We start from the raw sequence: 25,784 nt of genomic DNA, 5'->3' as shown, positions 1-25,784 counted from the left end.
GGAGGATTACTTGTCAGACGGCGCCGTCAGCGACGTCTGGAATCGGTTGTGCTGCAGCACCGGCATCTGCGCACGAATATTTTTCAGGCTTGCGGCGTCCACACGCACCTTCAGTGCCGCCACGGCGTCCGCGTTCTCGGCCAACACCTTGCCCCAGCCGTCGACAGCCATCGAGTGGCCCCAGGTGCGGCGGGTCGGCCCGTGGCGCCCCACCTGCGCCGGCGCCAGGATCATGCACTGGTTCTCGATCGCTCGGGCGCGCAGCAGGATTTCCCAATGCGCCTCGCCGGTTACCCGCGTAAAGGCCGCCGGCACCGAAATCAGTTCGGCGCCCTGCGCCCGCAGCGCCTGGAACAGCGCAGGGAAGCGCAGATCGTAACATATGGTCATGCCCAAACGCCCGACCGGCGTATCCACCACCGTCAGGTGCTGCCCGTGCTGGTAGGTATCCGACTCGCGGTAATGGCCGTGCGCGTCGTTGATGTCCACATCGAACATGTGCAGCTTGTCGTAGCGGGCGCGGATCTCGCCCTGCTCGTCGAACAACAGGCTGCTGGTGGTGATAAGCTCCGGGTTCTCACGGCTGACGAGCGGCATCGAGCCCACCAGCAACCACACGCCATAACGGCGCGCCAGTTCGCGCACCGCGTTCTGCAGCGGACCATCGCCCTGTTTTTCCGCCTGTTGGCGATAGGCCGCGGAGTTGGCGAACAACAACGCGTTCTCCGGCGTCATGACCAGTTTTACCCCGGCATTGAGCTGCTTGATCTGCTGTTCAATCTGGGCCAGGTTATCGCGCACCTGATCGCCACTGCACAACTGCAACAACGCAACGTTAGCATTCCTCATGACGCCTTATCCTCCTTTGCCTTACGAAGTACCTCATTGATCTTCGGCTGGTCGAGATCGCCGCCGATATGGTAGCGAATCAGCGAAATCTTGCTCCACAGCGGCCCCAGCACCTGCGAGGCGGCAAATACCGCCGCGCCGACGATCGGGTTGACGACAAACGCCGTGGCCACGCCGACCGTCGCCGAAATCGCCGGCGCCACCACCGCCTCCATATCGATGCGGCGGCGCGCCAGATCGATCTGGCCGTTCATAGCGATATCCGCCGCCAGGCCGTCGATCAATAGATTATCAGTATGCATTATGCCATCTTTCAGCCAGGCGGTACTGCGGATGGAATCAAAGTAGAAGCCTTTGCCAAAGGTATCGCTGAAATCGAACTGCAGCTTGCGCAGCAGGGCGTCGAAGCTGACCAGCCGCAGCAGCTGACCGGCACGGCCACCGCCCATACTGTCGATTTCACCCTTGCCCATCTTGACCTGCAGCGCACCGCTCAGCGTATCGACCCGTGGCTGCCACGGCGTGCCATGCCAGTACAGATCGAAATCCACGTCATAAGGCGCGCCCTTAAGCGGAATGGTGATGCCGAAGAAGGCGGCGGTTTCATCGAGCTTGCCGCCAAGCAGCTTGCCTTTCAGCGAGCTGCGCTCTTCCTGCGCATTTTGTTTCCACAGGCCGGTGGCGGTCATGCGCCCTTGGCCGGTATCGACCAGGCCGTGATCCAGCGTCAGGGTATCGCCCCGATTGGTCAGATCCGCCTCGACCCTGCCGAGGTTCTGCCCCAGCACCCAGCACGATTTGCAGCGCAGCATCAACGAAGGCCAGTCGCGGAAGGAAACGTTCTCGGTCGACGGCGGCGGCGTGCCCGCCGCGTTTTTCGTCTCTGCGAACTGCGGGTTGTAATACAGGTAGTTGATATCGGCGCGCCACGGCCCGCGATCGGCCACCCGCAGGCTACCATCCACTTCGTCGCTCTTGGCGCTCACCAGGGTAGCGCCAAGCTGTTTCTCGGCCGACAGCGTCAGCTTATGCCAGGCCTGGCCGCCCAACAGCAGCTGCGGCGTGGTCAGCGCCACGGTGGTGGGGAAGCTGAAACCGCCCACCTGACCGCTGCCGCCGCCCTGTTTCAGCGCCGGTGCCAGCAGCGCCAGCCACTGCTCGCCGTCCAGCGCCGGCAGGTTCAACGTCATCGACTTGCCGGCCGGCAGAGGCGGGGTGCCGCCCCCGTTGGTTTGCCAGGCGGCGCGCGCCAGGTTCACCTGTTTTTTATCGAAGTTCCATTCGCTGTTGAAGCGGTTCTGTTTGCCCGCGCTGCCGGTCAACATAAAGCCGTTCAAACCGCCTTTGACCTTGACGTTCACCGGCAGCGCCTCTCCCGACGCCTTGTCCAGTGGCGAAGGTAAGTGACTGCTCACTTTCTTCAGGTCTGCGTCAAGGCCGATATCGTAGCTGGCCGAGCCCTGATGCGGCAGCGTGATGGCCACCTGGCTCTGCCAGGGCGCACTGCCGCTGAGCGCATCGGCGGCCTCTTTTGGCAGGCCGGGGAACTTGCCCGGCTGCCAGTCTCCTTTCAGACCGACGTTGACCTTGTAGTCACGCTCGCCTTCCTGCGTAGTGAAGTTGACCGCCACCGGTTGCCCGAACCAGTTGGCCGACAGGGTGTCGCTCTCCAGATTGCCATTGTCGAAGCGGAACTTGCCGCTGAGCTTCTGCAGCTCGCTTTCCAGCGGTTTTATCAGCAACGAATTGTTGTTCAGCGCCACTTCACCGGTGGCTCTGACCTGCTCGCCGTCCAGGGGGATATCGAGATGTAAGCGCCCACTGACATCACCGCCAATCTGCAGCTGATCCAGCGCCGCCCCCAGCGAATCGTGCAACGGTGTCTGCATGAAGTAGTCATGTACGTCGCTGCCCGCACCCGCGACTTCGGCGTCGATCAGCAACCGCTCTTTCAGGTAATCCGGGATCACCGCGCTGATATTTTTGCCCGCCACCTTGCCCAAGCGGGTTTGCGGCGCATGCATCCACAGCCCCTCGTTGGCGAAATCGAGATCGATCGCCAAATCGGTCAGCGCCGGCCAGCCCGGTTGGAACTGGAAGGTGGCGTGACGCAGCGGTACGAAGACTTCGAACTGCCCTTCGTTTTTGCGGTACGGGAAATGCTGCGGATCGCCGGAATAAATCAGCGTGGCGTTATCCACCTGGCCGCCCTGAATGGCGCCGCCCAGGTAGTCCACCAGATGCTTGCCCATCAGCGGTTCCGGGAAATAGCGCCAGGCGTCGGCGCCGTCATACAGGCGGATGCCCGCCAGGATATTCAGCCACGGATCGCCCTTGGCCGGCTGCTGATAACGGAAATCGCCGTTGACCCACAGCGACTTCGCCTTGACGTCCAGCCCCTGACTCGCCAGCTCCCAGCCTTGATCGTTGTAACGCCAGGTCAGCGCGCCACGCGCGCTGCTGATTTCAAGCGGGGCGCGGAACATGTCGCCGTAAGGCAGGGTGCTGTCGGTGAGCCCCAGCGTCAGGCGGCCGTTCTCCACCCCGCCACTCAACGCGCCGGAGAAGTGGTTGACGCCCGGCAGCAGTTCCCAACGCTGCCAGCTGACATCGCGCCACAGCGCCTGAAAACGGCTCTTTTCCGGCTGCTTGAGCGGGATGTCCAGCGCCAGCGCTTCCATCTTCCCCTGCGGCTGCAGATCGTTCCAGCGATCGAGCACGTCCGGGCTGAGGAACGAGAAGGTCGGCAGCAACGCCGATAGACGCTCCAACTGAAGATGGGTCGCGCGCACCCGCAGCTCTTCATTCTGCGCCGGCCCCATAAATTCGGTGTTTTCCGGCAGCCACAGCGCAGAAAGCGCGCCCTGCGGCCAGGCCTGGCCGTCGGTGCTCAACCGCAGCTGCGGCACGTCGAGCTGCCAACCGGTGCCCTGGCGGCGCAGCGACAGCGCCAGATTGTCTACGTCCAGCCGGTGCTGCGCGGCGCCGGTATTCCAGTTGGCCGCCCCCTGCTTGAGCAACGCATGGCCGCCGGCGATCTCGCCGTTTTGCACCTGCAGCCAGGCTGCCAGGCTGAAGTCTGCGCTTTCCAGCCCGGTGTTGGCGCGCAGCCAGCGGGTAAACCAGGGTTTCATGTCGATGTTATCGGCCTGCAGATAGACCGTGCCGGTGTCCAGCAGGCCCTGATTATCGCGCAGGTCCATGCGCAGCTGCACCACACCGTGCTGGCCGTTCAGCGTCGACAGGCTGATCTGCCCCTCGGCGCGGTGGCGATCGCGGCCGTTGAGCCAGGTCAGTTGGGGAATGTCGAATTCGGCGCGCGCGCCGGCGGGCGTCAGGAACGAGATACGGCTGTCGCGCAGATCGAAGTGGTCGAGCTGGCGCAGCATCAGATCGCTGATTTTACCGGGCTCAAGGCCGTCGCCCTCACGATCGCCGCCCAGCGTGGCGTTCAGATCGAGGCGGAATTGATAGAAGGTCAGATCGCGGAACTGCCAGCGCCAGTGCAGCAGCGATTGCCACACGTCCAGCGCCAGCGTCACGCGTTCGATATGCACATCGCTTTTGGGCAGCGTAACGCTCAGGTTGCGCACTTCAAGCTGTGGGCCGAACGTTTCCCAACTGCCCTGCAGGAAATCCATCTGCACAGGCACACCGGATAGCTTCTCCACCTGCGCCAGCAGTTGGGGACGATAGTCGTTCAGCTTCGGCAGCATCAGGCGCAGCCCGCTGATCAGCAGCGCCACAATCACGATTAGGGTGGCGCCTGTTGCTAACAGAATCCCAGGCAGTCGCCTCACGCAGTTCTCCTTGCTCCGCTGCCTGGCAACGGGAATATCTATGCACTGACGGGCCCGGCGTGCCGGGCCCCTACCGATGTCGGGCGGGCTACATCATGACGACGTCGAACTGCTCCTGGCTGTACAACGGTTCGATCTGCACCTTCACCTGTTTGCCGACGAAGATCTCCACTTCGGCCAGCGCATGCGACTCTTCGCTCTTCAGCGCTTCGCCAACCGCCGCGGAGGCGTACACCAGGAAGCGATCGGAATCGTAAGCATGGTGCACGCGTACAATCTCGCGCAGGATCTCGTAGCACACGGTTTCCACCGTTTTCACGGTGCCGCGCCCATTGCAAGTAGGACAATCGTGACAGAGCACATGTTCAATGCTTTCACGCGTGCGTTTACGCGTCATTTCAACTAAGCCTAGCTGAGAGAAGCCGTTGATCGTGGTTTTTACCCGATCTTTACTCAATGCCTGCTCCAGCGAGTGCAGCACCCGGCGGCGATGCTCTTCGTTGTTCATATCGATAAAGTCGATGATGATAATGCCGCCCAGGTTGCGCAGCCGCAGCTGGCGCGCGATGGCCTGCGTCGCCTCGATGTTGGTATTGAAGATGGTTTCGTCGAGGTTGCGGTGGCCGACGAAGGCACCGGTGTTGATGTCAACGGTGGTCATCGCCTCGGTCTGATCGATGATCAGATAGCCGCCGGACTTCAGCTCCACCTTGCGCTCCAGCGCGCGCTGGATTTCGTTTTCCACGTCGTACAGATCGAAAATTGGCTGGCTGCCGGTGTAGAGTTCGAGCTTGTTGGTAATGTCCGGGATGTACTCGCCGGTAAACTCCACCAACAGATCGTGCGTCAGCCGCGAATCGACGCGAATGCGATCCAGCGCCGCGCCGGCGAAATCGCGCAAGATGCGCTGCGCCAGCGCCAGCTCGCCGTACAGCTTGTATTTGGTCTGGTTGCGCTTCTTGCGCTCCATCACCTTGGTCCACAGGCGTTTGAGGAACGCGGCATCCTGCGCCAGCTCTTCCTCGCCGATGCCTTCCGCCGCGGTGCGGATAATAAAGCCGCCCAGCTCGTCGCAGTGCGGCGCAACGATGGACTTCAGGCGCTCGCGCTCGGCTTCGCTGTCGATGCGCTGCGAAACGCCGACGTGCGCCGCGCCCGGCATGAAGACCAGATAGCGCGAAGGCAGCGTAATGTCGGTAGTCAGACGCGCGCCCTTGGTCCCGAGCGGATCTTTCACCACCTGCACCATCAGGTCTTGCCCCTGGCGCACCAGCTCGGCGATGTCGCGCACATGAAAGTTTTTCCGCTCGTCGCCGGCGACGCATTCGGTATGCGGCATGATGTCGGAGGCGTGCAGGAAGGCGGCCTTGTCCAGGCCGATGTCGACGAACGCCGCCTGCATCCCCGGCAGGACGCGGCTGACGCGCCCTTTATAGATATTGCCGACGATGCCGCGTTTGGATTCGCGTTCGATATGAATCTCTTGCAGAATGCCGCCATCGATATAGGCGACCCGCGTTTCAGACGGTGTGATATTAACCAGTAGCTCAGCTGTCATGCCTTCTCCTCAGAGCCGGTCGATAATGGCAGCGCCCATCAACCGGTTCTTACATCACGTAATGCGACAAAATTACTGAGCAGCTCATGTGTTTCGACCAGCGGCAGACCGACCACCGCGTGATAACTCCCGGTTATCGTTCTGACGAAACAACCACCCTTTCCTTGAATTCCATAGGCGCCCGCTTTATCCATCGGTTCGCCCGTAGCAATATAGTCGCGGATATCCTGTTGTGACAGGCTGCGGAACGTCACGTCGGTCACCACCAGCTGGCAGCGCACGTCGTGGCGATCGGCGATCGCCACCGCCGTCATCACCTGATGCTGTTTGCCCGACAGAGCCGCCAGCATGTCCGCCGCATGGGCTTCGTCGCGCGGCTTCTCCAGCACCCGGCCGTTGAGCACCACGATGGTGTCTGCGCCCAGCACCGGCCGATCTTCCTGCGCCAGCGCCACGCCCGCCTTGGCCTTGTCCTGCGCCAGACGGCGCACATAGGCCTCTGCGGCTTCGCCTTCCCGGCGCTGCTCTTCGGTATGCGTCAGCAGAATGTCAAACGACACGCCCAACAGGGTCAACAGTTCACGTCGACGTGGGGAGCCGGAGGCCAGATAAAGCGAAGTCATTGATATACCCTTACTGTACGGCGAACTGACGGCGGATTTTGCGCATCAACAGGAATAACCACGGCCACAAAATGCCGTTTACCACACTACTCCAGAATACCTCTGGGCGGAAAGAGACGTTGATCACTAAAAACTCAGCCCAGAACACCACCACATCCATCGACAGCGACAGCAGCACGACGATCAGCGCCTGTTGCCACAGCGCCATATTGCGGAACAGTTGGAATTTGAACGCCACCAGATAGGCGATGATGCCCAGCGCCAGCGCGCGTACGCCCAGCGTAGAGCCGAGGATCAGATCCATAATCAACCCCAGCACGAAGCCGGTACCGACGTTGACACGATGCGGCAAGGCCATTACCCAGTAGATCAGGATCAGCACCAGCCAGGAAGGCCGGAACATGTAGATCTGCTCCGGCCACGGCATGATTTGCAGCACCAACGCCACCAGGAACGACAGCCAGATGATCCAGCGCCCGTGGCTGCGGTAACTGTTCATTGCACCACTCCCGCCGCGGCAGGCTGAGCCGATGGCGTAGCGCCGGCGGGTTGCGGCGCCACGCCGGTGGCCGGTGCGGGCAGCTGCGGCCCAACGGAACCGGCAGGCGGCAACACCTGCGGCATCATCTGCATCAGGCGCTCATTGGCGACGCGGTGCACTTCGTCCGGCGGCAGCGGCATGTCGCCGTTGCGATCGGCGCCCCACAGCAGCAGCAGGTAGCGCAAGCGCTGCAGACCGGCGGTCGGCCGCGCCTGAATCACGGTGTAAGCGCGCTGATTGTCGACCTTGACCGAGGAAACGACCGCCACCGGATAGCCTTCCGGGAAGCGGCCGCCGAGGCCGGAGGTCACCAGCACGTCGCCAACGCGGATATCGGTGTTGTTCGGCAGATGCTCCAGTTGCAGATCGTCGGCGCAGCCGCTGCCCGCGGCGATCACTCGAATATCGTTACGCAGCACCTGAATCGGCAGCGCGTGCGAGGCATCGCAGATCAGCAGCACGCGGCTGGTCACCTTCGCCACCGCCACCACCTGGCCAACCACGCCCTTGTCGCTGATCACCGGCTGGCCTTCATAGACGCCGTTGTCCGACCCTTTGTCGATAACGACCTGGTCGCTATACGGATCGGAACCGGTGGAGATCACCTGGGTGACCATCTTGTGTTCGTCCTGGCGCAGCGGAGAACCCAGCAGCTCGCGCAAGCGGGCGTTTTCCTGCTTGAATTGGCCAAGAAGAAGAATATCGCTGTTTTTCAGCAGCAGTTCCTGCCGCAGAGCGCGGTTTTCCAGCTCCAGCTGTTGGCGGGTGGCCAGCGTCTCTGACACGCTGTCCAAAACTTTACGTGGCCCGTTGGCCAGAAAATAGAAAGGGCTGACTGCGGTGTCCATGTAGTTGCGTATCTTCACGAACGTGCCGAGCCGGCTGTCGGCAACGATCAGGCCAATGGCCGCAATCACCGCCAAAAAAAGTCGCAGTTGCAGGGAAGGCCCCCTGCTAAAAATCGGCTTCATAAATTATGCGAGTTCCTCGACAACAGAAAGAGGAACCGTACCCGATTTTCGCTGTGCGCATTCATCCGATACGATTCCTCCTTCCTGGGGCTGACTATTCTTCGCTGAACAAATCGCCGCCGTGCATGTCGATCATTTCCAACGCCTTGCCGCCACCGCGCGCCACGCAGGTCAGCGGATCTTCCGCCACCACGACCGGAATGCCGGTTTCTTCCATCAGCAGGCGATCGAGGTTGCGCAGCAGCGCGCCGCCGCCGGTCAATACCATGCCGCGTTCGGAAATGTCGGAGGCCAATTCTGGCGGGCACTGCTCCAGCGCAACCATCACCGCGCTGACGATACCGGTCAGCGGCTCTTGCAGGGCTTCGAGGATTTCATTGGAGTTCAGGGTAAAGCCGCGCGGTACGCCTTCAGCCAGGTTACGGCCGCGCACTTCGATTTCGCGCACTTCGTCGCCCGGATAGGCAGAACCGATTTCGTGCTTGATGCGCTCTGCGGTGGCTTCGCCGATCAGCGAGCCGTAGTTGCGGCGCACATAATTGATGATGGCTTCATCGAAACGGTCGCCGCCGATGCGCACGGAAGAAGAGTACACCACGCCGTTCAGCGAGATCACCGCCACTTCAGTGGTACCGCCACCGATATCCACCACCATGGAGCCGGTCGCTTCGGAGACCGGCAGACCTGCGCCGATCGCCGCCGCCATCGGCTCTTCAATCAGGAACACTTCACGCGCGCCGGCCCCTTGGGCGGACTCGCGGATAGCGCGGCGTTCAACCTGGGTCGCGCCGACCGGCACACAGACCAGCACGCGCGGGCTTGGGCGCATAAAGCTGTTGCTGTGAACCTGTTTGATAAAGTGCTGCAGCATTTTTTCAGTCACGAAGAAATCGGCGATCACGCCGTCTTTCATCGGGCGAATAGCCGCGATGTTGCCGGGGGTGCGGCCCAGCATCTGTTTGGCGTCATGACCGACGGCCGCGACGCTCTTTGGGGAGCCGGCACGATCCTGACGAATGGCAACCACCGAAGGTTCATTCAGTACGATGCCTTGCCCTTTAACATAAATCAGGGTATTGGCGGTACCCAAGTCGATGGACAAGTCGTTGGAAAACATGCCACGAAATTTCTTAAACATAACGAAAGGATAATCCTGCAAGCTGGGGGCGGAAAATAAAATCCGCCTACTTTACCAACCACACGAAGCAGCGACAAGGCGCAAAAACGTTCTACTTCGGTGAAAAATAGTCTGTATTGTTTCTGCTCGAATGCACGGAAATTGGATGAGGCCTGAATTCCCTGAACAAAGGCTCAGTTTACCACCCTGTCAACGCACGAAACGGCGTAACACAGCTCATAAAATCTAACATATTCCCTGATTGCCGCCGATGGTAAGCACCTACCAACGCCAACCAGATAAAAGCTGACAAGAGCCTATCTCAAATAGGCGTCGTTGTCGCAGGCAGATTGGAGAAAACTCCAAAATGACGGGTGACATGGCCCAGATGGATCCGGCGCTCATTCTACGTCAATTTTTGTCCGGCAATCAGCTTAAACACGATAACGACGTGAATATTTTTTACGCCCCGCGTCGATAGGTTCCGGCGATGCGAAAAAGTCGCCCTGCCCGCCGTGGATCCCCCGCTCTTTCAGCGTCTGCCATTCGTTGCGCGTACGTACGCTGGCCGCGAACACCTGAGCACGCGTGCCCGCGCAGGCGCCGGTCAGGCTCTGCACGAACAGCTGGTTTTCGTCCCGCTTATCGATGCTCCGCACCAGCCCCGGGTGGAGCTTGACGATCTCCACCTGCAGCGACTTGATATAGGACGTACTGACCACGGTTAAACCCGCTTTGGACACCGCGAGACGGCAGCCCAGCCCTGACAACAGCCTCAGCACCGGACGCAAACGGTCGATATGTTGACACACATCTGCCTCCGCAAGTTCAATCAGAATTCGCCGACGTTGGCTTTTTTCGCATTGCAACAGCGTATCGCGCAGCCAGCGCTGGAAAGAGCGCTGCAAAATCGAGTCCACGCACAGCGGAAACGCCAGCGTTTCCTCGGGCCACTGCGCCAACAAGGGAATGATGCGGCTCACCTGTTGGCGATCGTAACTCTCCGCCAACCCCAACTGCTGCACCAGCGGCATATATTCCGCCGGCAGCAATTCCTGGGTGCCGTCATAGATCCGGCTCATGATCTCACGATGGTGCACCTCGCCTTCCACGGTCACCGCCGGTTTCTGATACAGCCGCGGGCCGCCGCGCGCCAGCACCTGTTCCAGCAGCGTGCGCCACTTGACGCTGCCGCGCCCCTTTTCCGGCACCTGGCTGTCGTACACATACCACCCGTTTTCGCCCTGCAGCGTAGCGTGGCGCGTCGCCTGCTCCGCATAGTCGATTACCTGCTCGGTGGTTTGACCGCTGCGGTACGCCACGATGCCGATGTGCAGGAAGGCCTCGCGATCGATCAGCGCCGTGGAAGGCAAGGCATCGATGGCGTTGACCAGCTGTGAAGCGATGCCGTCGGCTTCCTTCAGGGTTCGATGCGGCAACAGTACGGTAAAATCGCTGTGGAAGTAGCGCGCCAGCAGCGCCGACGGGTAGCGCATCACGAAGGTAGACAGCAGGTTGACCAGCGAATACATCAGCTCTTGCACCGCCATGCTGCCGTGCGTCTCGCGCAGGGTCTCGAAGTCGGGCAGCCGCACCATCATCACGATGCCGTGCGAGCCTTCATCTTCCAACTGAGTGGTCAATTGATTATCGAAAAACAGGCGATTATTCAGCCCGGTTTTGGCATCCTGCGCGGCGAAGGCGCGGATCAGCGTATCGACCCGGCTGCGCTCTTCCCGCGCTTCCGCCAGATCGGCCAGCAGGCGGTCGAGCGCGCCGCTGACGTTGGCTGGCCACTCACGCACGTCGCCCTGCATGACGTTTTCACGCTCGCCGTTCAGAATGCGCCGCGCACGGCGTTCCAGACGATCTTCGCCGTCGGCCTGCTCACGCAGCCAGCGCAGGCTGAACAGCAAAACCACCACCATGACGACGATCGACAGCGTGACGGCGGCGGTGGATTGCAGCGTGCGCACGTCGCTGGCGAAGGGATCGAGGTAGGTGATGTGCAGCGTACTGCCCGGGTGCTGCAACAGAGTTCGCGAGACCTGACGATAGCCGTTCAGCGCATCCCAGGGCTCTTTTTTCAGCGTCGGCAATTTATAGTCGAGGAGCTTGCTGGTACCGGCCTCTACGCGGATCGACACAATGCCGAGCGGACGCATGACAATCGGCAACCATTTCTCCTGATCGCGCGGCGATTCCTGCAACATGGCTTGATCGAGAGAGGTGACCAGCGAATCAAAGCGGCGCTCCTGGCGATCCTGGGTAACGTAAAAGAAGCTGTATGAGCATCCCATCAGCATCAAAAACATCGCCAGCGCGACCAACAGAGTGATCAATGCAGAGAGTTTGGTGGTAAATCGCATCCCTGTGCCTTGTCCGCTATGGTTAAGTGAGTGTTCACCCTTTAGCTAAAAGGGGCCGTCCAACCCTAACAAGCCTTGCCGAGGAATTAAACCTGCAAGCGCCGTTTTTGTCCTTTATCAGGACTTGGGCCGCTTATTATGCATATAGTCAAATAAATGTGATTCAGCCATTGATAGAAAAGTGTAAACGAGAGGAAGAGTGACATGCGTGCACTGTTATTGGAACAACAAGACGACCAAACTCTGGCTCATATCAAAGATATCGGCAGCGATCGGTTGCCGGAAGGCGATGTCACCGTCGACATCAACTGGTCAAGCCTGAACTATAAAGATGCGCTGGCGATCACCGGCAAAGGCAAGATCGTGCGCAACTTCCCGATGGTGCCGGGCATCGACTTCGCCGGCACCGTGCGCCACAGCCGCGACGATCGCTTCAAAGAGGGGCAAAGCGTGGTGCTCACCGGTTGGGGCGTGGGCGAACACCATTGGGGCGGCCTGGCCGAGCAGGCGCGCGTCTCCGGTGAGTGGCTGGTGCCGCTGCCGAACGGCCTGGATGAGCGCAAGGCGATGATCATCGGCACCGCCGGCTTTACCGCCATGCTGTGCGTGATGGCGCTGGAAGAAGGCGGCGTGCACCCGGACGACGGCGATATCCTGGTCACCGGCGCCAGCGGCGGCGTGGGCAGCACCGCCATCGCCCTGCTGGCGGCGCTGGGGTACCGGGTGACCGCCATCAGCGGCCGCGACAGCAATACCGAGTACCTGAAAGCGCTCGGCGCCAAAGAGGTCATGTCGCGCGATGGCTATATCGACACGCCGCGTCCGCTGGAGAAACAGCTGTGGGCCGGCGCGGTGGACACCGTCGGCGACAAACTGCTGGCGCGGGTGCTGGCGCAGATGAACTATAACGGCACCGTCGCCGCCTGCGGCCTGGCGGGCGGTTATCAACTGCCGACCACCGTGATGCCGTTCATTCTGCGCAACGTGCGCCTGCAGGGCGTGGATTCGGTGCATACGCCGCTGCACCGCCGCCAAACCGCCTGGGAACGGCTGGCCGGCATTCTGCCGGACAGCTTCTATCAGCAGGCCACACATGAAATCGCCCTCGAGCAGGCGCCGGCCACCGCCGCCGCACTGCTGAACAACCAAATCACCGGCCGCACCCTGGTGAAAATCCGCTGACCTTCTCCCCCCGGCAACGGGGGGTTCGCCCGCATCTGCGAAATTTCATATTTTCCCGCTCCCGCTCGCTTCCGGCCGGCTTTAGCGCCATGCTTATTTCATGAAGACCCGTCAGTCGCTCGCGGACGGCGGGAATCCGTCGCGGAGAGCATAAGCATGAACAAACACCCGAAATTAACCGAGGCCGACGTCACGCCGGAGAGCGTGTTCCACCAGCGGCGCAAGGTGCTGCAGGCGCTCGGCATCACCGCCGCCACGCTGGCGCTGCCTACCGGCGCGCAGGCGGACCTGCTGTCGTGGTTCAAGGGCAACGATCGCCCCAAGGCGCCGCCGGGCAAAGCGCTGGAATTCAGCAAACCGGCCGCCTGGCAGGCGCAGCTGGCGATGACGCCGGAAGACAAGGTCACCGGCTACAACAACTTCTATGAGTTCGGCCTCGACAAAGCCGATCCGGCCGCCAACGCCGGCGGGCTCAAGACCGAAGGTTGGAAAGTGCGCATCGACGGCGAGGTGGCGAAGCCGATCACGCTGGACATCGACGATCTGATGAAGCGTTTCCCGCTGGAACAGCGCATTTACCGCATGCGCTGCGTCGAGGCCTGGTCGATGGTGGTGCCGTGGATCGGTTTCGAACTGGGCAAGCTGATCAAGCTGGCCGAACCGAACAGCAACGCGCGCTACGTGGCCTTCCAGACGCTGTACGATCCGGAGCAGATGCCCGGCCAGAAAGATCGCTTTATCGGCGGCGGCCTGAAATATCCCTACGTCGAAGGGCTGCGGCTGGACGAGGCGATGCATCCGCTGGCGCTGCTGACCGTCGGCGTATACGGCAAAACCCTGCCGCCGCAAAACGGCGCGCCGCTGCGGCTGATCACGCCGTGGAAATACGGCTTCAAAGGCATCAAATCGATCGTGCATATCCGTTTGGTGCGCGATCAGCCGCCGACTACCTGGAACCAATCCGCGCCGAACGAGTACGGTTTTTACGCCAACGTGAATCCGCACGTCGATCATCCGCGCTGGTCGCAGGCCACCGAGCGCTTTATCGGCTCCGGCGGCATTCTCGACGTCAAACGGCAGCCGACGTTGCTGTTCAACGGCTATGCCGATCAGGTAGCGTCGCTGTATCGCGGCATGGATCTGCGGGAGAATTTCTAAGTGCGCCTGACGCCTGTTCATATCAAATGGCTGAAAGCCGCCCTGCATCTGGCGGCGTTTTTGCCCTTTTTGTGGTTGGTGCTGGCAGTGGATCAAGGCTGGTTCAGCGCCGATCCGTCCAAGGACATCCAGCATTTCACCGGCAGGATGACGCTGAAACTGCTGCTGGCCACGCTGATGATAGCCCCGCTGGCGCGCTACGCCCGGCAGCCGCTGCTGATCCGCTGTCGCCGTCTGGTGGGGCTGTGGTGCTTTGCCTGGGGCACGCTGCACCTGATAAGCTACTCCACGCTGGAGCTGGGGCTGAGCAATCTCGGCCTGCTGGGCAGCGAGCTGGTGAACCGCCCTTATCTGACGCTCGGCATCCTCACCTGGCTGATCCTGCTGGCGCTGGCGGCCACGTCGACGCTGTGGGCGATGCGCAAGCTGGGGGCCAAATGGCAAACGTTGCACAACTTCGTCTATCTGGCGGCGATCCTCGCCCCCATCCACTACCTGTGGTCGGTCAAAACGTTCTCCCCCCAGCCGTTCATTTACGCGCTGTTGGCGGTGGCGCTGTTGGGCCTGCGTTACAAGAAATTCCGCGCCTGGTGGCGCTGAATCGCGCGGCGGTGCGCGTTATTGGCGCGGAAAAACGCGCGCCGCCGGCGGGAACTTTTTCTGTGTTCCAGCGCTCATATTCCTGTCACGGATCCCCCAGTTCCTCGATTTGGGGTTGAATATCTTCGCTGATAAGACCAGTATTTAGCTGCGAATTGCTACGATATCGTTATAATGCCCGACCTTGTTTCTGTTCTCAGGGTGAATTTGCCCCTTAACAGGTGACAAATCGGTAACATCGGGTTATTTTCTACGATGATGGTTTTATTGCCGGAGATACCAGCACAATGGCGGATAAGTTTCACATTTTGCTTCTGAACGGCCCCAATCTCAATCTGCTGGGGACGCGTGAGCCGGAGAAGTACGGCAGCACGACGCTGACAGAGATTGTTAACGGATTGGAAAACCAGGCATCCGCATTGGATATTACCCTGAGCCATCTGCAATCCAACGCCGAGCATCAGCTGATCGATCGCATTCATCAGGCGCGCGGCAACACCGATTTCATTCTGATAAACCCGGCGGCGTTCACGCATACCAGCGTGGCGCTGCGCGATGCGTTGCTGGCGGTGCAGATCCCGTTCATCGAGATCCACCTGTCCAACGTGCACGCCCGCGAACCTTTCCGCCATCACTCTTATCTCTCAGACGTAGCGGTAGGCGTGATTTGCGGCCTCGGCGCGGATGGCTACGCTTTCGCTTTACAGGCAGCGGTTAACCGTCTGTCGAAAACCCACTAATTGCTCCACAAAAAGAGTACGGAATCACACTCATGGATATTCGTAAAATCAAGAAACTGATCGAACTGGTTGAAGAATCAGGTATTTCTGAACTGGAAATCTCTGAAGGCGAAGAATCGGTTCGCATCAGCCGTGCCGCACCGGCGCAGGCTTATCCCGTCATGCAGCAGGCTTACGCGATGCCGGCACAGCAGCAGCCAGCCCTGGCTACCGCCGTTGCCACCGCGCCTGCGGCAGAAACCCCTGCAGCACCGGCGGCCGTGAGTGGCCATGTCGTTCGTTCCCCAATGGTAGGCACCTTCTACCGCACCCCAAGCCCGGACGCGAAAGCCTTCGTGGAAGTGGGCCAGAAAGTGAACGCCGGCGATACCCTGTGCATCGTTGAAGCCATGAAAATGATGAACCAGATCGAAGCGGACAAGTCCGGCGTCGTGAAAGCCATCCTGGTGGAAAACGGCCAGCCGGTCGAATATGACGAGCCGCTGGTCGTCATCGAATAACGAGGCGCCCCCATGCTTGATAAAATTGTTATCGCCAACCGCGGCGAGATCGCGCTTCGCATCCTGCGTGCCTGTAAAGAATTGGGCATCAAGACCGTTGCGGTTCACTCCGCGGCCGACCGCGATCTGAAACACGTTCTGCTGGCCGACGAGACCGTCTGCATCGGTCCTGCGCCATCGGTAAAAAGCTACCTGAACATCCCGGCCATCATCTCGGCGGCGGAAATCACCGGCGCCGTGGCGATCCACCCGGGCTACGGCTTCCTGTCGGAGAACGCCGACTTCGCCGAGCAGGTTGAACGCTCCGGCTTCATCTTCATCGGCCCGAGAGCCGAAACCATCCGCCTGATGGGCGACAAGGTTTCCGCGATCAACGCCATGAAAAAAGCCGGCGTGCCCTGCGTACCGGGCTCCGACGGCCCGCTGACCGACGACATGGATAAAAACCGTGCCTTCGCCAAGCGCATCGGTTATCCGGTGATCATCAAGGCCTCCGGCGGCGGCGGCGGTCGCGGCATGCGCGTCGTGCGCAGCGACAAAGACCTTGAGCAGTCCATCAACATGACGAAAGCGGAAGCCAAAGCGGCTTTCAACAACGACATGGTGTACATGGAAAAATACCTGGAGAATCCGCGCCACATCGAGATTCAGGTATTGGCCGACGGCCAGGGCAACGCCATCTATCTGGCCGAGCGCGACTGCTCCATGCAGCGCCGCCACCAGAAAGTGGTCGAAGAGGCGCCGGCGCCGGGCATCACCAGCGAAATGCGCCGCTACATCGGCGAGCGCTGCTCGAAAGCCTGTGTGGAAATCGGCTACCGCGGTGCGGGCACCTTCGAGTTCCTGTATGAAAACGGCGAGTTCTATTTCATCGAAATGAACACCCGTATTCAGGTAGAACACCCGGTTACCGAAATGATCACCGGCGTGGATCTGATCAAAGAGCAGCTGCGCATCGCTGCCGGTCAGCCGCTGTCGATCAAACAGGAAGAAGTGAAGATCCACGGCCACGCGGTAGAATGCCGCATCAACGCCGAAGATCCGAACACCTTCCTGCCGAGCCCGGGCAAGATCACACGCTTCCACGCGCCAGGCGGTTTCGGCGTGCGTTGGGAATCTCATATCTACGCCGGTTATACCGTACCGCCGTACTATGACTCCATGATCGGCAAACTGATCACCTTCGGCGAAAACCGTGACGTGGCGATAGCCCGCATGAAAAACGCCTTGGCTGAACTGATCATCGACGGCATCAAAACCAACGTTGAGCTGCAGCAGAAGATCATGAACGACGAAAACTTCCAGCACGGTGGCACCAACATCCACTATCTGGAGAAGAAGCTGGGTCTGCAGGAAACCTAAGGCAGCCACGCAGCATCGTCTGACGAAAGGCCGGTTAATCACCGGCCTTTTTCTTTGGCGCTGCCGCCAGTAACGGCTTGGCAAAACGCCGTCATGCCGTAAAATTCCCTACCTTTGATGAATCCATCACCGTAAACCTATGGGAGACACGGATGGACAAACGCTTTATTCAGGCGCACCGCGAAGCGCGCTGGGCGCTGGGGCTGACGCTGCTCTACCTGCTGGCCTGGGGGCTGGCAGCCTACCTGCCGGACAGCGCCATCGGCGTCACCGGCCTGCCGCACTGGTTCGAAATGGCCTGCCTGCTGGTCCCGCTGCTGTTCACCGGCCTGTGCTGGCTGATGGTGCGCACGGTGTTCCGCGACATTTCGCTGGAGGACAGCGATGCAAACTGAAGTGATCCTGCCGCTGGTCGCCTACCTGTTGCTGGTATTCGGCCTGTCGGTGTATGCCTACAGCCGCCGCCAGAGCGGGAATTTCCTCAGCGAATACTTTCTCGGCAACCGCTCGATGGGCGGCTTTGTGCTGGCGATGACCTTGACCGCCACCTACATCAGCGCCAGTTCGTTTATCGGCGGCCCCGGCGCCGCCTATAAATACGGCCTGGGCTGGGTGCTGCTGGCGATGATCCAGCTACCGGCGGTGTGGCTGTCGCTCGGCGTGCTGGGCAAGAAATTCGCCATCCTGGCGCGGCGCTACAACGCCATCACCCTCAATGACATGCTGTATGGCCGCTACCAGAGCCGCCTGCTGGTGTGGCTGGCCAGCCTCAGTCTGCTGGTGGCGTTCCTCGGCGCCATGACGGTGCAGTTTATCGGTGGCGCCCGCCTGCTGGAGACCGCCGCCGGCATTCCCTACGACACCGGCCTGCTGATCTTCGGCATCAGCATCGCGCTGTACACCGCCTTCGGCGGCTTCCGCGCCAGCGTGCTGAACGACGCCATGCAGGGGCTGGTGATGCTGCTCGGCACCGTACTGCTGCTGGTGGCAGTGATCCACGCCGCCGGTGGGTTGCACAGCGCGGTGGACAAGCTGCAGCAGATCGATCCGGCGCTAGTGTCGCCGCAGGGCGGCGATCAAATCCTCAGCCTGCCGTTTATGGCGTCGTTCTGGATCCTGGTGTGCTTCGGGGTGATCGGCCTGCCGCACACCGCCGTGCGCTGCATCTCTTACAAAGACAGCAAGGCGGTGCATCGCGGCATTCTGCTCGGCACCGTGGTGGTGGCGGTGCTGATGTTCGGCATGCACCTGGCCGGCGCGCTCGGCCGCGCGGTCTTGCCGGACCTCAAGATCCCCGATCAGGTGATCCCGACGCTGATGATCACCGTGCTGCCGCCGTACGCCGCCGGGATCTTTTTGGCGGCGCCGATGGCGGCGATCATGTCGACCATCAACGCCCAGCTGCTGCAATCCTCCGCCACCATCATCAAGGATCTCTATCTGGGCGTACGCCCACAGCAGATCCACAACGAGCGGTTGATCAAGCGCTTCTCCAGCCTGACCACGCTGATCCTCGGTCTGCTGGTGCTGCTGGCGGCCTGGCGGCCGCCAGAGATGATCATCTGGCTCAACCTGCTGGCTTTCGGCGGGTTGGAGGCGGTCTTCCTGTGGCCGCTGGTGCTGGGCCTGTATTGGGAACGCGCCAATGCTCAGGGAGCGCTTAGCTCAATGGTGTCGGGTGCGGTATGCTATACGCTATTGGCCAGCTTCAACCTGCAACCGGCGGGGCTGCATCCTATCGTGCCTTCGCTGTTGCTCAGCCTGTTGGCGTTTTATCTCGGTAACGTCGTCGGCGAAAAGCGCCGGGCGGCGTCATCATTACCCTCTTAAAGAGAATTGCTATGCCTTGGATCCAACTCAAACTGAACACCACCGGCAGCCAGGCGGAAGACCTGAGCGACGCGCTGGTGGAAAGCGGCGCCGTGTCGGTGACCTTCCAGGACACCCACGACAACCCGGTGTTCGAACCGCTGCCGGGTGAAACCCTGCTGTGGGGCGATACCGACGTGATCGGCCTGTACGACGCCGAAACCGATATGGCCGAGGTGGTGGCGATGCTGGAACAGCACCCGCTGCTGGGCGCCGGTTTCCGCCACAAGATAGAACAGCTGGAAGACAAGGACTGGGAGCGCGAGTGGATGGACAACTTCCACCCGATGCGCTTCGGTGAGCGCTTGTGGATCTGCCCGAGCTGGCGCGACGTTCCCGATCCCGACGCGGTTAACGTGATGCTCGATCCGGGCCTGGCGTTCGGCACCGGCACCCACCCGACCACCGCGCTGTGTCTGCAGTGGCTGGACGGCCTCGATTTGGCGGGCAAAACCGTCATCGACTTCGGCTGCGGTTCCGGCATCCTGGCAATCGCCGCGCTGAAGCTGGGTGCGGCGCGCGCTATCGGCATCGACATCGATCCCCAGGCCATTCAGGCCAGCCGCGACAACGCACAGCGTAACGGCGTTTCAGAGCGTCTGGAGCTGTATCTGCCGAAAGACCAGCCGGCGGACCTGCTGGCGGACGTGGTGGTCGCCAACATCCTCGCCGGCCCGCTGCGCGAGCTGGCGCCGCTGATTGGTTGCCTGCCGAAGGCCGGCGGTCATCTGGGGCTGTCCGGCGTGCTGGCCAGCCAGGCGAGCAGCGTAGCGGAAGCCTACGAAGAGAAGTTCACGCTCGATCCGGTCGCCGAGCGCGAAGAGTGGTGCCGTATCACCGGCCGCCGCAAGTAAGCGTCACGGTCTATTGCCCCCTCATCCACCGGCCCTGCGCCGGTGGATTTTTTTTGTCCGGCGATCGCCAGACGGACGAGACAAAATTTTATGCAATTTTTTGCCGTTCAACGACGGATCGCCCTGACAATGCGCCTTCCAGGCAGGCTATACCAGCAAAAATAGCGGGCGAATGCAGATAATATTCTGCACAAAGGCGAATATTTTGCCGCACACAAAATAAGCACTTTTCGTCAACTTATTGTAAAATATATATAATATTTTTATGAATCGCCGCGTAGCGCATTTTTCGCCCTAATACAGGGCCAATTGGTTAAAGTTTGGCCTTTCATCTCGACGCAAAAATGCGTAATATACGCGCCCTTGCGGACACAGTATGGTCACTCTTTGTCTATGCGCATTGGACACCACCAGCTTACTAATTGCCTGATTGCGGCCCCGATGGCCGGTATTACAGATCGCCCGTTCAGAACCCTCTGTCATGCAATGGGTGCTGGGATGGCTGTATCCGAAATGCTCTCCTCCAACCCGGAGGTGTGGCGGACGGATAAGTCGCGTCTGCGTATGGTGCATAGCGATGAACCAGGGATCCGCTCCGTGCAGATTGCCGGATGCGATCCTGATGATATGGCCGCCGCCGCGCGTATCAACGTGGCCAGCGGCGCGCAGATCATCGACATCAATATGGGATGCCCGGCCAAAAAAGTGAACCGGAAGCTTGCCGGGTCCGCTTTGTTGCAGTACCCGGATCTGGTTAAACGGATCCTCCACGCGGTGGTCGACGCGGTGGATGTGCCGGTAACGCTGAAGATTCGCACCGGCTGGGCGCCAGAGCACCGTAACTGTGTAGAGATTGCCCAACTGGCCGAAGACTGTGGTATTCAGGCCCTGACGATTCACGGCCGAACCCGCGCCTGTCTGTTTAACGGCAACGCGGAATACGACAGCATTCGGGCAGTTAAGCAGAGTGTTTCCATTCCGATTATCGCGAATGGGGATATTACTGACCCGCATAAAGCCAGAGCAGTGCTCGACTACACCGGGGCCGATGCCCTGATGATAGGCCGCGCTGCTCAGGGGAGACCCTGGATCTTCCGGGAAATCCAGCATTATCTGGACACTGGGGAGTTGCTGCCGCCGCTGCCGCTTGGCGAGGTGAAGCGCTTGTTGATTGGGCACATTCGGGAATTGCACGGCTTCTATGGCCAAGGCAAGGGATTCCGGATTGCTCGTAAGCACGTGTCCTGGTATCTCCAGGAACACGCTCCGAATGACCAGTTTCGGCGCACATTCAACGCCATAGAGGATGCCAGCGAACAGCTGGAGGCGTTGGAGGCATATTTCGAAAATCTTAGCGTAAAAAAAGAGCTGACAGAACTATGTTCGAACAACGCGTAAATTCTGACGTACTGACCGTTTCTACCGTTAACTCACAAGATCAGGTGACTCAAAAGCCTCTGCGTGACTCGGTTAAACAAGCACTGAAGAACTATTTTGCTCAACTGAACGGTCAAGACGTAAATGACCTGTATGAGCTGGTACTGGCTGAAGTTGAACAGCCACTGTTGGACATGGTGATGCAATACACCCGTGGCAACCAAACCCGCGCAGCCCTGATGATGGGCATCAACCGCGGCACGCTGCGCAAGAAGCTGAAAAAATACGGCATGAACTGATACTAGTCAGTTAACGTGTTGAAAAGGCGCTTTATCTCATTTGATAAGCGCCTTTTTCTTTGTCTGATTTATGCCTACATTGGCGGGGCTTTGCGCGGAATGCGCTTATCAATATATCCGGCAATGAAATAGCAAATACCCGCCACGGCCGCGACCATCACGGAGCGCTTCCACCCGTCCAACTCCACACCCAGGCTATCCAGCCCGCTCAACACCCCAAACACCAGCAGACCCAAGATAACCGATGCTCTGCCTGTCCAGGTTGGTGAGGGTGTAAATAAACGCCTTACCCAGTGGGATCTCATAGAGCTTCCTCCTTGCTTACGATTGAGTCGCCAATCGATGAAGAATACTCTCACGTTTTACTCGGGGCGACAAAGCGGGAGCATAGGTTCTGGTTTGCGGGCAATAAAAAAGGCCGCAACGCGGCCCTTGGGGTAAAGCGGAGACCTTATTCGGTCGCTTTGTTCTTGAGGCTTTCCGCCCCTTGCTTGGTCTTGTCCCAAGCCTTCTCCGTACCCTGTTTGGTGGAGTGCCAGGCCTTTTGCGAGCCTTCGCTCACTTTGCTGCCGACGCTGTCGCTCTTGCCTTCGGCGGCGTGCTTGGCTTTCAGCTTCAGCTCTTCACCCTTGTCCTGAGACTGGTGCAGCTTTTCTTTGGCGGTATCCGCCCCTTTATGCGCCTCAGCGACGACCTCGTTGCTGGCGTGAGCGGCGGTGTCGGTCGCGGTTTCAGCAGCGAACACCGGGGAAGCGAGCAGCAGTGCAGACAAGGCAATGATTGATTTCTTCATAAGTCCCTCTTTTCTCAGATACGTGCCATTCGTCATGAAACAAGATGGCATGAAATGCCCCTTGAACGATTTAAGAATAGGACTAAAACCAAAAAAATCGATACAAAATTTTATTACCAACGGTTTTATTGATTTTTTATGCCACCAAGCAGTATGAGCGGGGAAAGCGCACGAAAAAGTTAAATTTTTCCTGTCACAAAACTATAATTTGTACGAATTTTTAACAAGCACCAACAGGGATGGATTCTATGGTTGCCGCGATCATTATCGGCATTTTTATCATCAGCTTCCTCTACGCACACTCCCGCGGCAAAGAGAAACAAAAGCTTACCCGCCAACTGTTCGATCACTCCACCTTTATGGGGCCGATCAACATGTTTATGACCGGCTTCTCCCGTTTGCCCGCCAAACAGCCCTATTTCGACGAAAAAGGCTTCCCGGAGCTGCAGACGCTGACCGACAACTGGCAAGTGATCCGCGAGGAAGCGGTGCGCTTGCAGGATCACATCAAAAAGGCGCAGTCGCACAACGACGCCGGATTCAACACCTTCTTCAAGCGCGGCTGGAAACGTTTTTATCTGAAGTGGTACAGCGACAGCCACCCTTCGGCGCAAACGCTGTGCCCGAAAACCGTCGAGCTGCTCAACCGCATCCCGTCGGTCAAGGCCGCGATGTTCGCCGAGCTGCCGCCCGGCAGCCATTTAGGTAAACACCGCGATCCTTACGCCGGCTCGGTGCGCTACCATCTGGGGCTGATGACGCCCAACGACGATCGCTGCTTCATCGAGGTCGATGGCGAGCAGCACAGTTGGCGTGACGGCGAGGCGGTGATCTTTGATGAAACCTACGTGCACTGGGCGCAGAACGCCACCGATCAGACGCGCATCATTCTGTTTTGCGACGTCGAACGGCCGATGAAATGGCGCTGGGCGCAGGCGGTCAACCACTGGGTCGGCGCCACGCTGATGTCGGCAGCCAGCTCGCCGAACGACGATCAGGACCGCACCGGCGGCATCAACCGCATCTTCAAGTACGTCAACGCAGTGCGCGATGCCGGCCAACGCCTGAAAGCGCGCAACCGCCGTGGTTACTACCTGCTGAAGTGGCTGGTGATCGTCGCTATTTTCGCCGCCATCATCCTCCCCAGCCTGTAAACCGTCGCCAATCGTCAACACAGGGGCAACGCGAATGAGAATATTCGCATGCCCCTCTTCCGCCACACCCCGTACCCTGTGTTAACATACACGTTCCTAGAGCCGCCTCCGCTGGCCAACAGCTATCCCTCCGAAGCCTGATAGCAGCGCAAACCGCCCTTCGAATGTAAATGTTTAGTCAATTATGGAATTCCGACTAAACCCTGGCCGTACCTGGGTGTCTGAGTAGTCGTATCGCTATCGAGTGGAACCTTTATATGCGTTACAGCTTGCTGCCCCTTTTAACGTATAAAAAGAGTTTCTATGAAATCAGCCAAAGCATTTCAACTGGCCTTGCTGCACCCGCGCTACTGGTTAACCTGGTTCGGCCTCGCCCTGCTGTTCCTGCTGGTCCAGCTCCCCTACCCGTTGCTCAATCGGCTGGGAGTGTGGATGGGGCGTACCTCGATGCGATTTCTCAAACGCCGCGTCACCATCACTCGTCGCAACCTCGAGCTGTGTTTCCCCGAGATGGACGAAGCGCAGCGCGAGCGCAAGGTGGTGGGCAACTTCGAATCGCTCGGCATGGGCCTGTTGGAAACCGGCATGGCCTGGTTCTGGTCGGATAAACGCGTCAAACGCTGGTTCAACGTCTCCGGCATCAACCACCTCAAAATGGCGCAGCGCGACGATCGCGGCGTGCTGGTGATCGGCGTGCACTTCATGTCGCTGGAGCTGGGCGGCCGGGCAATGGGCCTGTGCCAGCCGATGATGGCGATGTACCGTCCGCACAACAATAAAGCGATGGAGTGGGCGCAGACCAAAGGCCGCATGCGTTCCAACAAGGCGATGATCGACCGCAAAGATCTGCGTGGCATGGTGCACGCGCTCAAGCGCGGCGAGGCGGTATGGTTCGCGCCGGATCAGGACTACGGCCCGCGCGGCAGCGTATTCGCCCCGCTGTTCGCCGTCGATCAGGCCGCTACCACCAGCGGCACCTTTATGCTGGCGCGCATGGCCAACCCGGCGCTGGTGCCGGTGGTGCTGATCCGCCGCGAAGGCGGCCGCGGCTACGACCTGCTGATCCAGCCGGCCCTGGAAGACTATCCACTCAGCGACGAACAGGCGGCGGCGGCTTACATGAACAAAGTGATCGAGAAAGAGATCATGCGAGCGCCGGAGCAATACATGTGGCTGCACCGCCGTTTCAAAACCCGACCGGCTGGTGCGCCCTCGCTGTACTGACCTTTTTTTTCAGCCCGGCCAATGCCGGGCTTTTTTGTGCGCCACCTTTAAAAAACGGCGGCTCGACACTCTACTTTCCTGTAATCTCCTTCTTTACCCGCACAGGAACGGAAATGATGAAAGCTCAAGTTCGCATTGCTCTGGTCGGTGATTACAACCCGCAAGCCGTGGCCCATCAGGCCATCCCCGTGGCGCTCCAGCTCACCGCCGCCCATCTCGATATTGACGTGCAGCCCCAGTGGCTACCGACCGAAACCTTGATCTCCCCCGAAACGCTGCAAAATTTCGACGCCATCTGGGTGGTGCCAGGCAGCCCGTATCGTTACGACGACGGCGCCTTTATGGCGATCCGTCATGCGCGGGAAAACGACGTGCCGTTCCTCGGCTCCTGCGGTGGTTTTCAATACGCCATCGTCGAATACGCCCGCAACGTGATGGGCTGGCACGACGCCGGCCATGCGGAAACCGACAGCGGTGGCCGGCTGGTGATCGCCCCGCTGAGTTGCTCGCTGGTGGAAAAAACCGGCGACATCGTTTTTCAGCCCGACACCCGCGTCGCACAGGCCTACGGCAGCCTGAACACCCATGAAGGCTACCACTGCAATTTTGGCGTGAATCCGGAATTCGTCGCCGATCTTGAGCGCTTCCCGCTGATCATCAGCGGCCACGACAGCGAAGGCGACGTGCGCGCCATCGAACTGCCGGGCCGGCGTTTTTACGTCGCCACGCTGTTCCAGTCGGAACGCGCCGCGCTGCGCGGCGAGCTTTCACCGCTGGTGGTGGAACTCGTCAAAACAGCCGCCAACGGGTAAAAAAAAGCCCTCCTGCGAGGGCTTCATTGACA

General features: G+C 59.9%; 23 protein-coding genes. 14 read left to right on the top strand and 9 right to left on the bottom strand.

Features of this window, described 5'->3' with window-relative positions:
- Nucleotides 1-6: 6 nt before the first annotated feature.
- The 8 genes from nit1 to csrD form a co-directional block, all read right to left on the bottom strand.
- The gene (gene nit1 / locus FOT55_RS04820; RefSeq protein WP_038629939.1) at nt 7-849 is read right to left on the bottom strand and encodes a deaminated glutathione amidase; all 843 of its coding nucleotides are present in this window, start codon (nt 847-849) and stop codon (nt 7-9) included.
- The gene (gene yhdP, locus FOT55_RS04815) at nt 846-4,649 is read right to left on the bottom strand and encodes an AsmA2 domain-containing protein YhdP (protein ID WP_147823179.1); all 3,804 of its coding nucleotides are present in this window, start codon (nt 4,647-4,649) and stop codon (nt 846-848) included. The genes nit1 and yhdP overlap by 4 nt, the downstream gene beginning before the upstream one ends.
- An 88-nt stretch (nt 4,650-4,737) precedes the next feature.
- A complete protein-coding gene (gene rng, locus FOT55_RS04810; protein WP_025304418.1) occupies nt 4,738-6,207 on the bottom strand; it encodes a ribonuclease G in 1,470 nt (489 codons plus the stop codon).
- A gap of 38 nt (nt 6,208-6,245) precedes the next feature.
- Complete coding sequence (locus FOT55_RS04805; RefSeq protein ID WP_004936921.1) at nt 6,246-6,830, bottom strand: Maf family protein; 585 nt, start codon at nt 6,828-6,830, stop codon at nt 6,246-6,248.
- 10 nt (nt 6,831-6,840) lie between these two features.
- Complete coding sequence (gene mreD / locus FOT55_RS04800; protein WP_004936918.1) at nt 6,841-7,329, bottom strand: rod shape-determining protein MreD; 489 nt, start codon at nt 7,327-7,329, stop codon at nt 6,841-6,843.
- Nucleotides 7,326-8,342 carry a rod shape-determining protein MreC gene (mreC, locus tag FOT55_RS04795; RefSeq protein WP_025304420.1) on the bottom strand — a complete coding sequence of 339 codons (1,017 nt, stop codon included), beginning with the start codon at nt 8,340-8,342 and terminating at the stop codon, nt 7,326-7,328. The genes mreD and mreC overlap by 4 nt, the downstream gene beginning before the upstream one ends.
- Nucleotides 8,343-8,436: 94 nt before the next feature.
- Nucleotides 8,437-9,480 carry a rod shape-determining protein MreB gene (mreB, locus tag FOT55_RS04790; RefSeq protein ID WP_003855260.1) on the bottom strand — a complete coding sequence of 348 codons (1,044 nt, stop codon included), beginning with the start codon at nt 9,478-9,480 and terminating at the stop codon, nt 8,437-8,439.
- A gap of 413 nt (nt 9,481-9,893) precedes the next feature.
- Complete coding sequence (gene csrD / locus FOT55_RS04785) at nt 9,894-11,828, bottom strand: RNase E specificity factor CsrD (RefSeq protein WP_025304421.1); 1,935 nt, start codon at nt 11,826-11,828, stop codon at nt 9,894-9,896.
- A gap of 204 nt (nt 11,829-12,032) precedes the next feature.
- On the opposite strand from csrD, the gene acuI reads away from it, so the two are divergent.
- From acuI to fis, 11 genes are all read left to right on the top strand, one after another.
- A complete protein-coding gene (gene acuI, locus FOT55_RS04780) occupies nt 12,033-13,010 on the top strand; it encodes an acrylyl-CoA reductase (NADPH) (RefSeq protein ID WP_004936902.1) in 978 nt (325 codons plus the stop codon).
- Nucleotides 13,011-13,166: 156 nt separating this feature from the next.
- Entirely contained in the window at nt 13,167-14,168 is a 1,002-nt protein-coding gene (gene msrP, locus FOT55_RS04775) for a protein-methionine-sulfoxide reductase catalytic subunit MsrP (protein ID WP_147823178.1), read from the top strand.
- The gene (gene msrQ / locus FOT55_RS04770) at nt 14,169-14,768 is read left to right on the top strand and encodes a protein-methionine-sulfoxide reductase heme-binding subunit MsrQ (protein ID WP_004936895.1); all 600 of its coding nucleotides are present in this window, start codon (nt 14,169-14,171) and stop codon (nt 14,766-14,768) included.
- A 287-nt stretch (nt 14,769-15,055) separates the two neighbouring features.
- Entirely contained in the window at nt 15,056-15,508 is a 453-nt protein-coding gene (gene aroQ, locus FOT55_RS04765) for a type II 3-dehydroquinate dehydratase (protein ID WP_004936891.1), read from the top strand.
- A gap of 32 nt (nt 15,509-15,540) precedes the next feature.
- Nucleotides 15,541-16,008 (top strand): acetyl-CoA carboxylase biotin carboxyl carrier protein, encoded by a 468-nt coding sequence (gene accB / locus FOT55_RS04760; RefSeq protein WP_004936889.1) that lies wholly within the window; start codon nt 15,541-15,543, stop codon nt 16,006-16,008.
- 12 nt (nt 16,009-16,020) lie between these two features.
- The gene (accC, locus tag FOT55_RS04755; protein ID WP_019453177.1) at nt 16,021-17,370 is read left to right on the top strand and encodes an acetyl-CoA carboxylase biotin carboxylase subunit; all 1,350 of its coding nucleotides are present in this window, start codon (nt 16,021-16,023) and stop codon (nt 17,368-17,370) included.
- A 152-nt stretch (nt 17,371-17,522) separates the two neighbouring features.
- Nucleotides 17,523-17,765, top strand: coding sequence for a YhdT family protein (locus FOT55_RS04750; protein WP_025304424.1), 243 nt, complete (start codon nt 17,523-17,525; stop codon nt 17,763-17,765).
- A complete protein-coding gene (gene panF / locus FOT55_RS04745) occupies nt 17,755-19,200 on the top strand; it encodes a sodium/pantothenate symporter (RefSeq protein WP_049208301.1) in 1,446 nt (481 codons plus the stop codon). Before FOT55_RS04750 ends, panF begins: the two co-directional genes overlap by 11 nt.
- Nucleotides 19,201-19,211: 11 nt before the next feature.
- Nucleotides 19,212-20,093 (top strand): 50S ribosomal protein L11 methyltransferase, encoded by an 882-nt coding sequence (prmA, locus tag FOT55_RS04740; RefSeq protein WP_016930246.1) that lies wholly within the window; start codon nt 19,212-19,214, stop codon nt 20,091-20,093.
- Between the two features lie 393 nt (nt 20,094-20,486).
- Nucleotides 20,487-21,491, top strand: coding sequence for a tRNA dihydrouridine synthase DusB (dusB, locus tag FOT55_RS04735; protein ID WP_025304426.1), 1,005 nt, complete (start codon nt 20,487-20,489; stop codon nt 21,489-21,491).
- Nucleotides 21,473-21,769 carry a DNA-binding transcriptional regulator Fis gene (fis, locus tag FOT55_RS04730; RefSeq protein WP_000462905.1) on the top strand — a complete coding sequence of 99 codons (297 nt, stop codon included), beginning with the start codon at nt 21,473-21,475 and terminating at the stop codon, nt 21,767-21,769. The genes dusB and fis overlap by 19 nt, the downstream gene beginning before the upstream one ends.
- A gap of 451 nt (nt 21,770-22,220) precedes the next feature.
- Here the strand turns inward: fis and FOT55_RS04725 are convergent, their stop codons facing one another.
- Entirely contained in the window at nt 22,221-22,562 is a 342-nt protein-coding gene (locus tag FOT55_RS04725) for a hypothetical protein (protein ID WP_016930249.1), read from the bottom strand.
- A gap of 248 nt (nt 22,563-22,810) precedes the next feature.
- Here FOT55_RS04725 and lpxO point away from each other — a divergent pair, with 248 nt between their 5' ends.
- The 3 genes from lpxO (at nt 22,811) to FOT55_RS04710 (ending at nt 25,752) form a co-directional block, all read left to right on the top strand.
- Nucleotides 22,811-23,716, top strand: a complete 906-nt coding sequence (lpxO, locus tag FOT55_RS04720; protein WP_025304427.1) for a lipid A hydroxylase LpxO — start codon at nt 22,811-22,813, stop codon at nt 23,714-23,716.
- 303 nt (nt 23,717-24,019) lie between these two features.
- Nucleotides 24,020-24,940 (top strand): kdo(2)-lipid IV(A) palmitoleoyltransferase, encoded by a 921-nt coding sequence (lpxP, locus tag FOT55_RS04715; protein WP_016930250.1) that lies wholly within the window; start codon nt 24,020-24,022, stop codon nt 24,938-24,940.
- 113 nt (nt 24,941-25,053) lie between these two features.
- A complete protein-coding gene (locus FOT55_RS04710; protein WP_169540440.1) occupies nt 25,054-25,752 on the top strand; it encodes a CTP synthase C-terminal region-related (seleno)protein in 699 nt (232 codons plus the stop codon).
- Nucleotides 25,753-25,784: the final 32 nt, after the last annotated feature.

This window comes from Serratia bockelmannii (genome assembly GCF_008011855.1).
Classification (GTDB): domain Bacteria; phylum Pseudomonadota; class Gammaproteobacteria; order Enterobacterales; family Enterobacteriaceae; genus Serratia; species Serratia bockelmannii.
Note: the sequence above shows the minus strand (reverse complement) of the source record. Positions and strands in the feature narration are given on the sequence as shown.

Excerpts from the sequence above, each read along its gene's own strand:
- FOT55_RS04750 (WP_025304424.1), top strand. The coding sequence starts at position 17,523 with ATGGACAAACGCTTTATTCAGGCGCACCGCGAAGCGCGCTGGGCGCTG.
- lpxO (WP_025304427.1), top strand. The coding sequence starts at position 22,811 with ATGGTTGCCGCGATCATTATCGGCATTTTTATCATCAGCTTCCTCTAC.
- acuI (WP_004936902.1), top strand. The coding sequence starts at position 12,033 with ATGCGTGCACTGTTATTGGAACAACAAGACGACCAAACTCTGGCTCAT.
- prmA (WP_016930246.1), top strand. The coding sequence starts at position 19,212 with ATGCCTTGGATCCAACTCAAACTGAACACCACCGGCAGCCAGGCGGAA.
- FOT55_RS04725 (WP_016930249.1), bottom strand. The coding sequence starts at position 22,562 with ATGAAGAAATCAATCATTGCCTTGTCTGCACTGCTGCTCGCTTCCCCG.
- mreB (WP_003855260.1), bottom strand. The coding sequence starts at position 9,480 with ATGTTTAAGAAATTTCGTGGCATGTTTTCCAACGACTTGTCCATCGAC.
- nit1 (WP_038629939.1), bottom strand. The coding sequence starts at position 849 with ATGAGGAATGCTAACGTTGCGTTGTTGCAGTTGTGCAGTGGCGATCAG.
- FOT55_RS04710 (WP_169540440.1), top strand. The coding sequence starts at position 25,054 with ATGATGAAAGCTCAAGTTCGCATTGCTCTGGTCGGTGATTACAACCCG.
- csrD (WP_025304421.1), bottom strand. The coding sequence starts at position 11,828 with ATGCGATTTACCACCAAACTCTCTGCATTGATCACTCTGTTGGTCGCG.
- msrP (WP_147823178.1), top strand. The coding sequence starts at position 13,167 with ATGAACAAACACCCGAAATTAACCGAGGCCGACGTCACGCCGGAGAGC.
- mreC (WP_025304420.1), bottom strand. The coding sequence starts at position 8,342 with ATGAAGCCGATTTTTAGCAGGGGGCCTTCCCTGCAACTGCGACTTTTT.
- mreD (WP_004936918.1), bottom strand. The coding sequence starts at position 7,329 with ATGAACAGTTACCGCAGCCACGGGCGCTGGATCATCTGGCTGTCGTTC.
- lpxP (WP_016930250.1), top strand. The coding sequence starts at position 24,020 with ATGAAATCAGCCAAAGCATTTCAACTGGCCTTGCTGCACCCGCGCTAC.
- accC (WP_019453177.1), top strand. The coding sequence starts at position 16,021 with ATGCTTGATAAAATTGTTATCGCCAACCGCGGCGAGATCGCGCTTCGC.
- aroQ (WP_004936891.1), top strand. The coding sequence starts at position 15,056 with ATGGCGGATAAGTTTCACATTTTGCTTCTGAACGGCCCCAATCTCAAT.
- rng (WP_025304418.1), bottom strand. The coding sequence starts at position 6,207 with ATGACAGCTGAGCTACTGGTTAATATCACACCGTCTGAAACGCGGGTC.
- dusB (WP_025304426.1), top strand. The coding sequence starts at position 20,487 with ATGCGCATTGGACACCACCAGCTTACTAATTGCCTGATTGCGGCCCCG.
- FOT55_RS04805 (WP_004936921.1), bottom strand. The coding sequence starts at position 6,830 with ATGACTTCGCTTTATCTGGCCTCCGGCTCCCCACGTCGACGTGAACTG.
- fis (WP_000462905.1), top strand. The coding sequence starts at position 21,473 with ATGTTCGAACAACGCGTAAATTCTGACGTACTGACCGTTTCTACCGTT.
- panF (WP_049208301.1), top strand. The coding sequence starts at position 17,755 with ATGCAAACTGAAGTGATCCTGCCGCTGGTCGCCTACCTGTTGCTGGTA.
- accB (WP_004936889.1), top strand. The coding sequence starts at position 15,541 with ATGGATATTCGTAAAATCAAGAAACTGATCGAACTGGTTGAAGAATCA.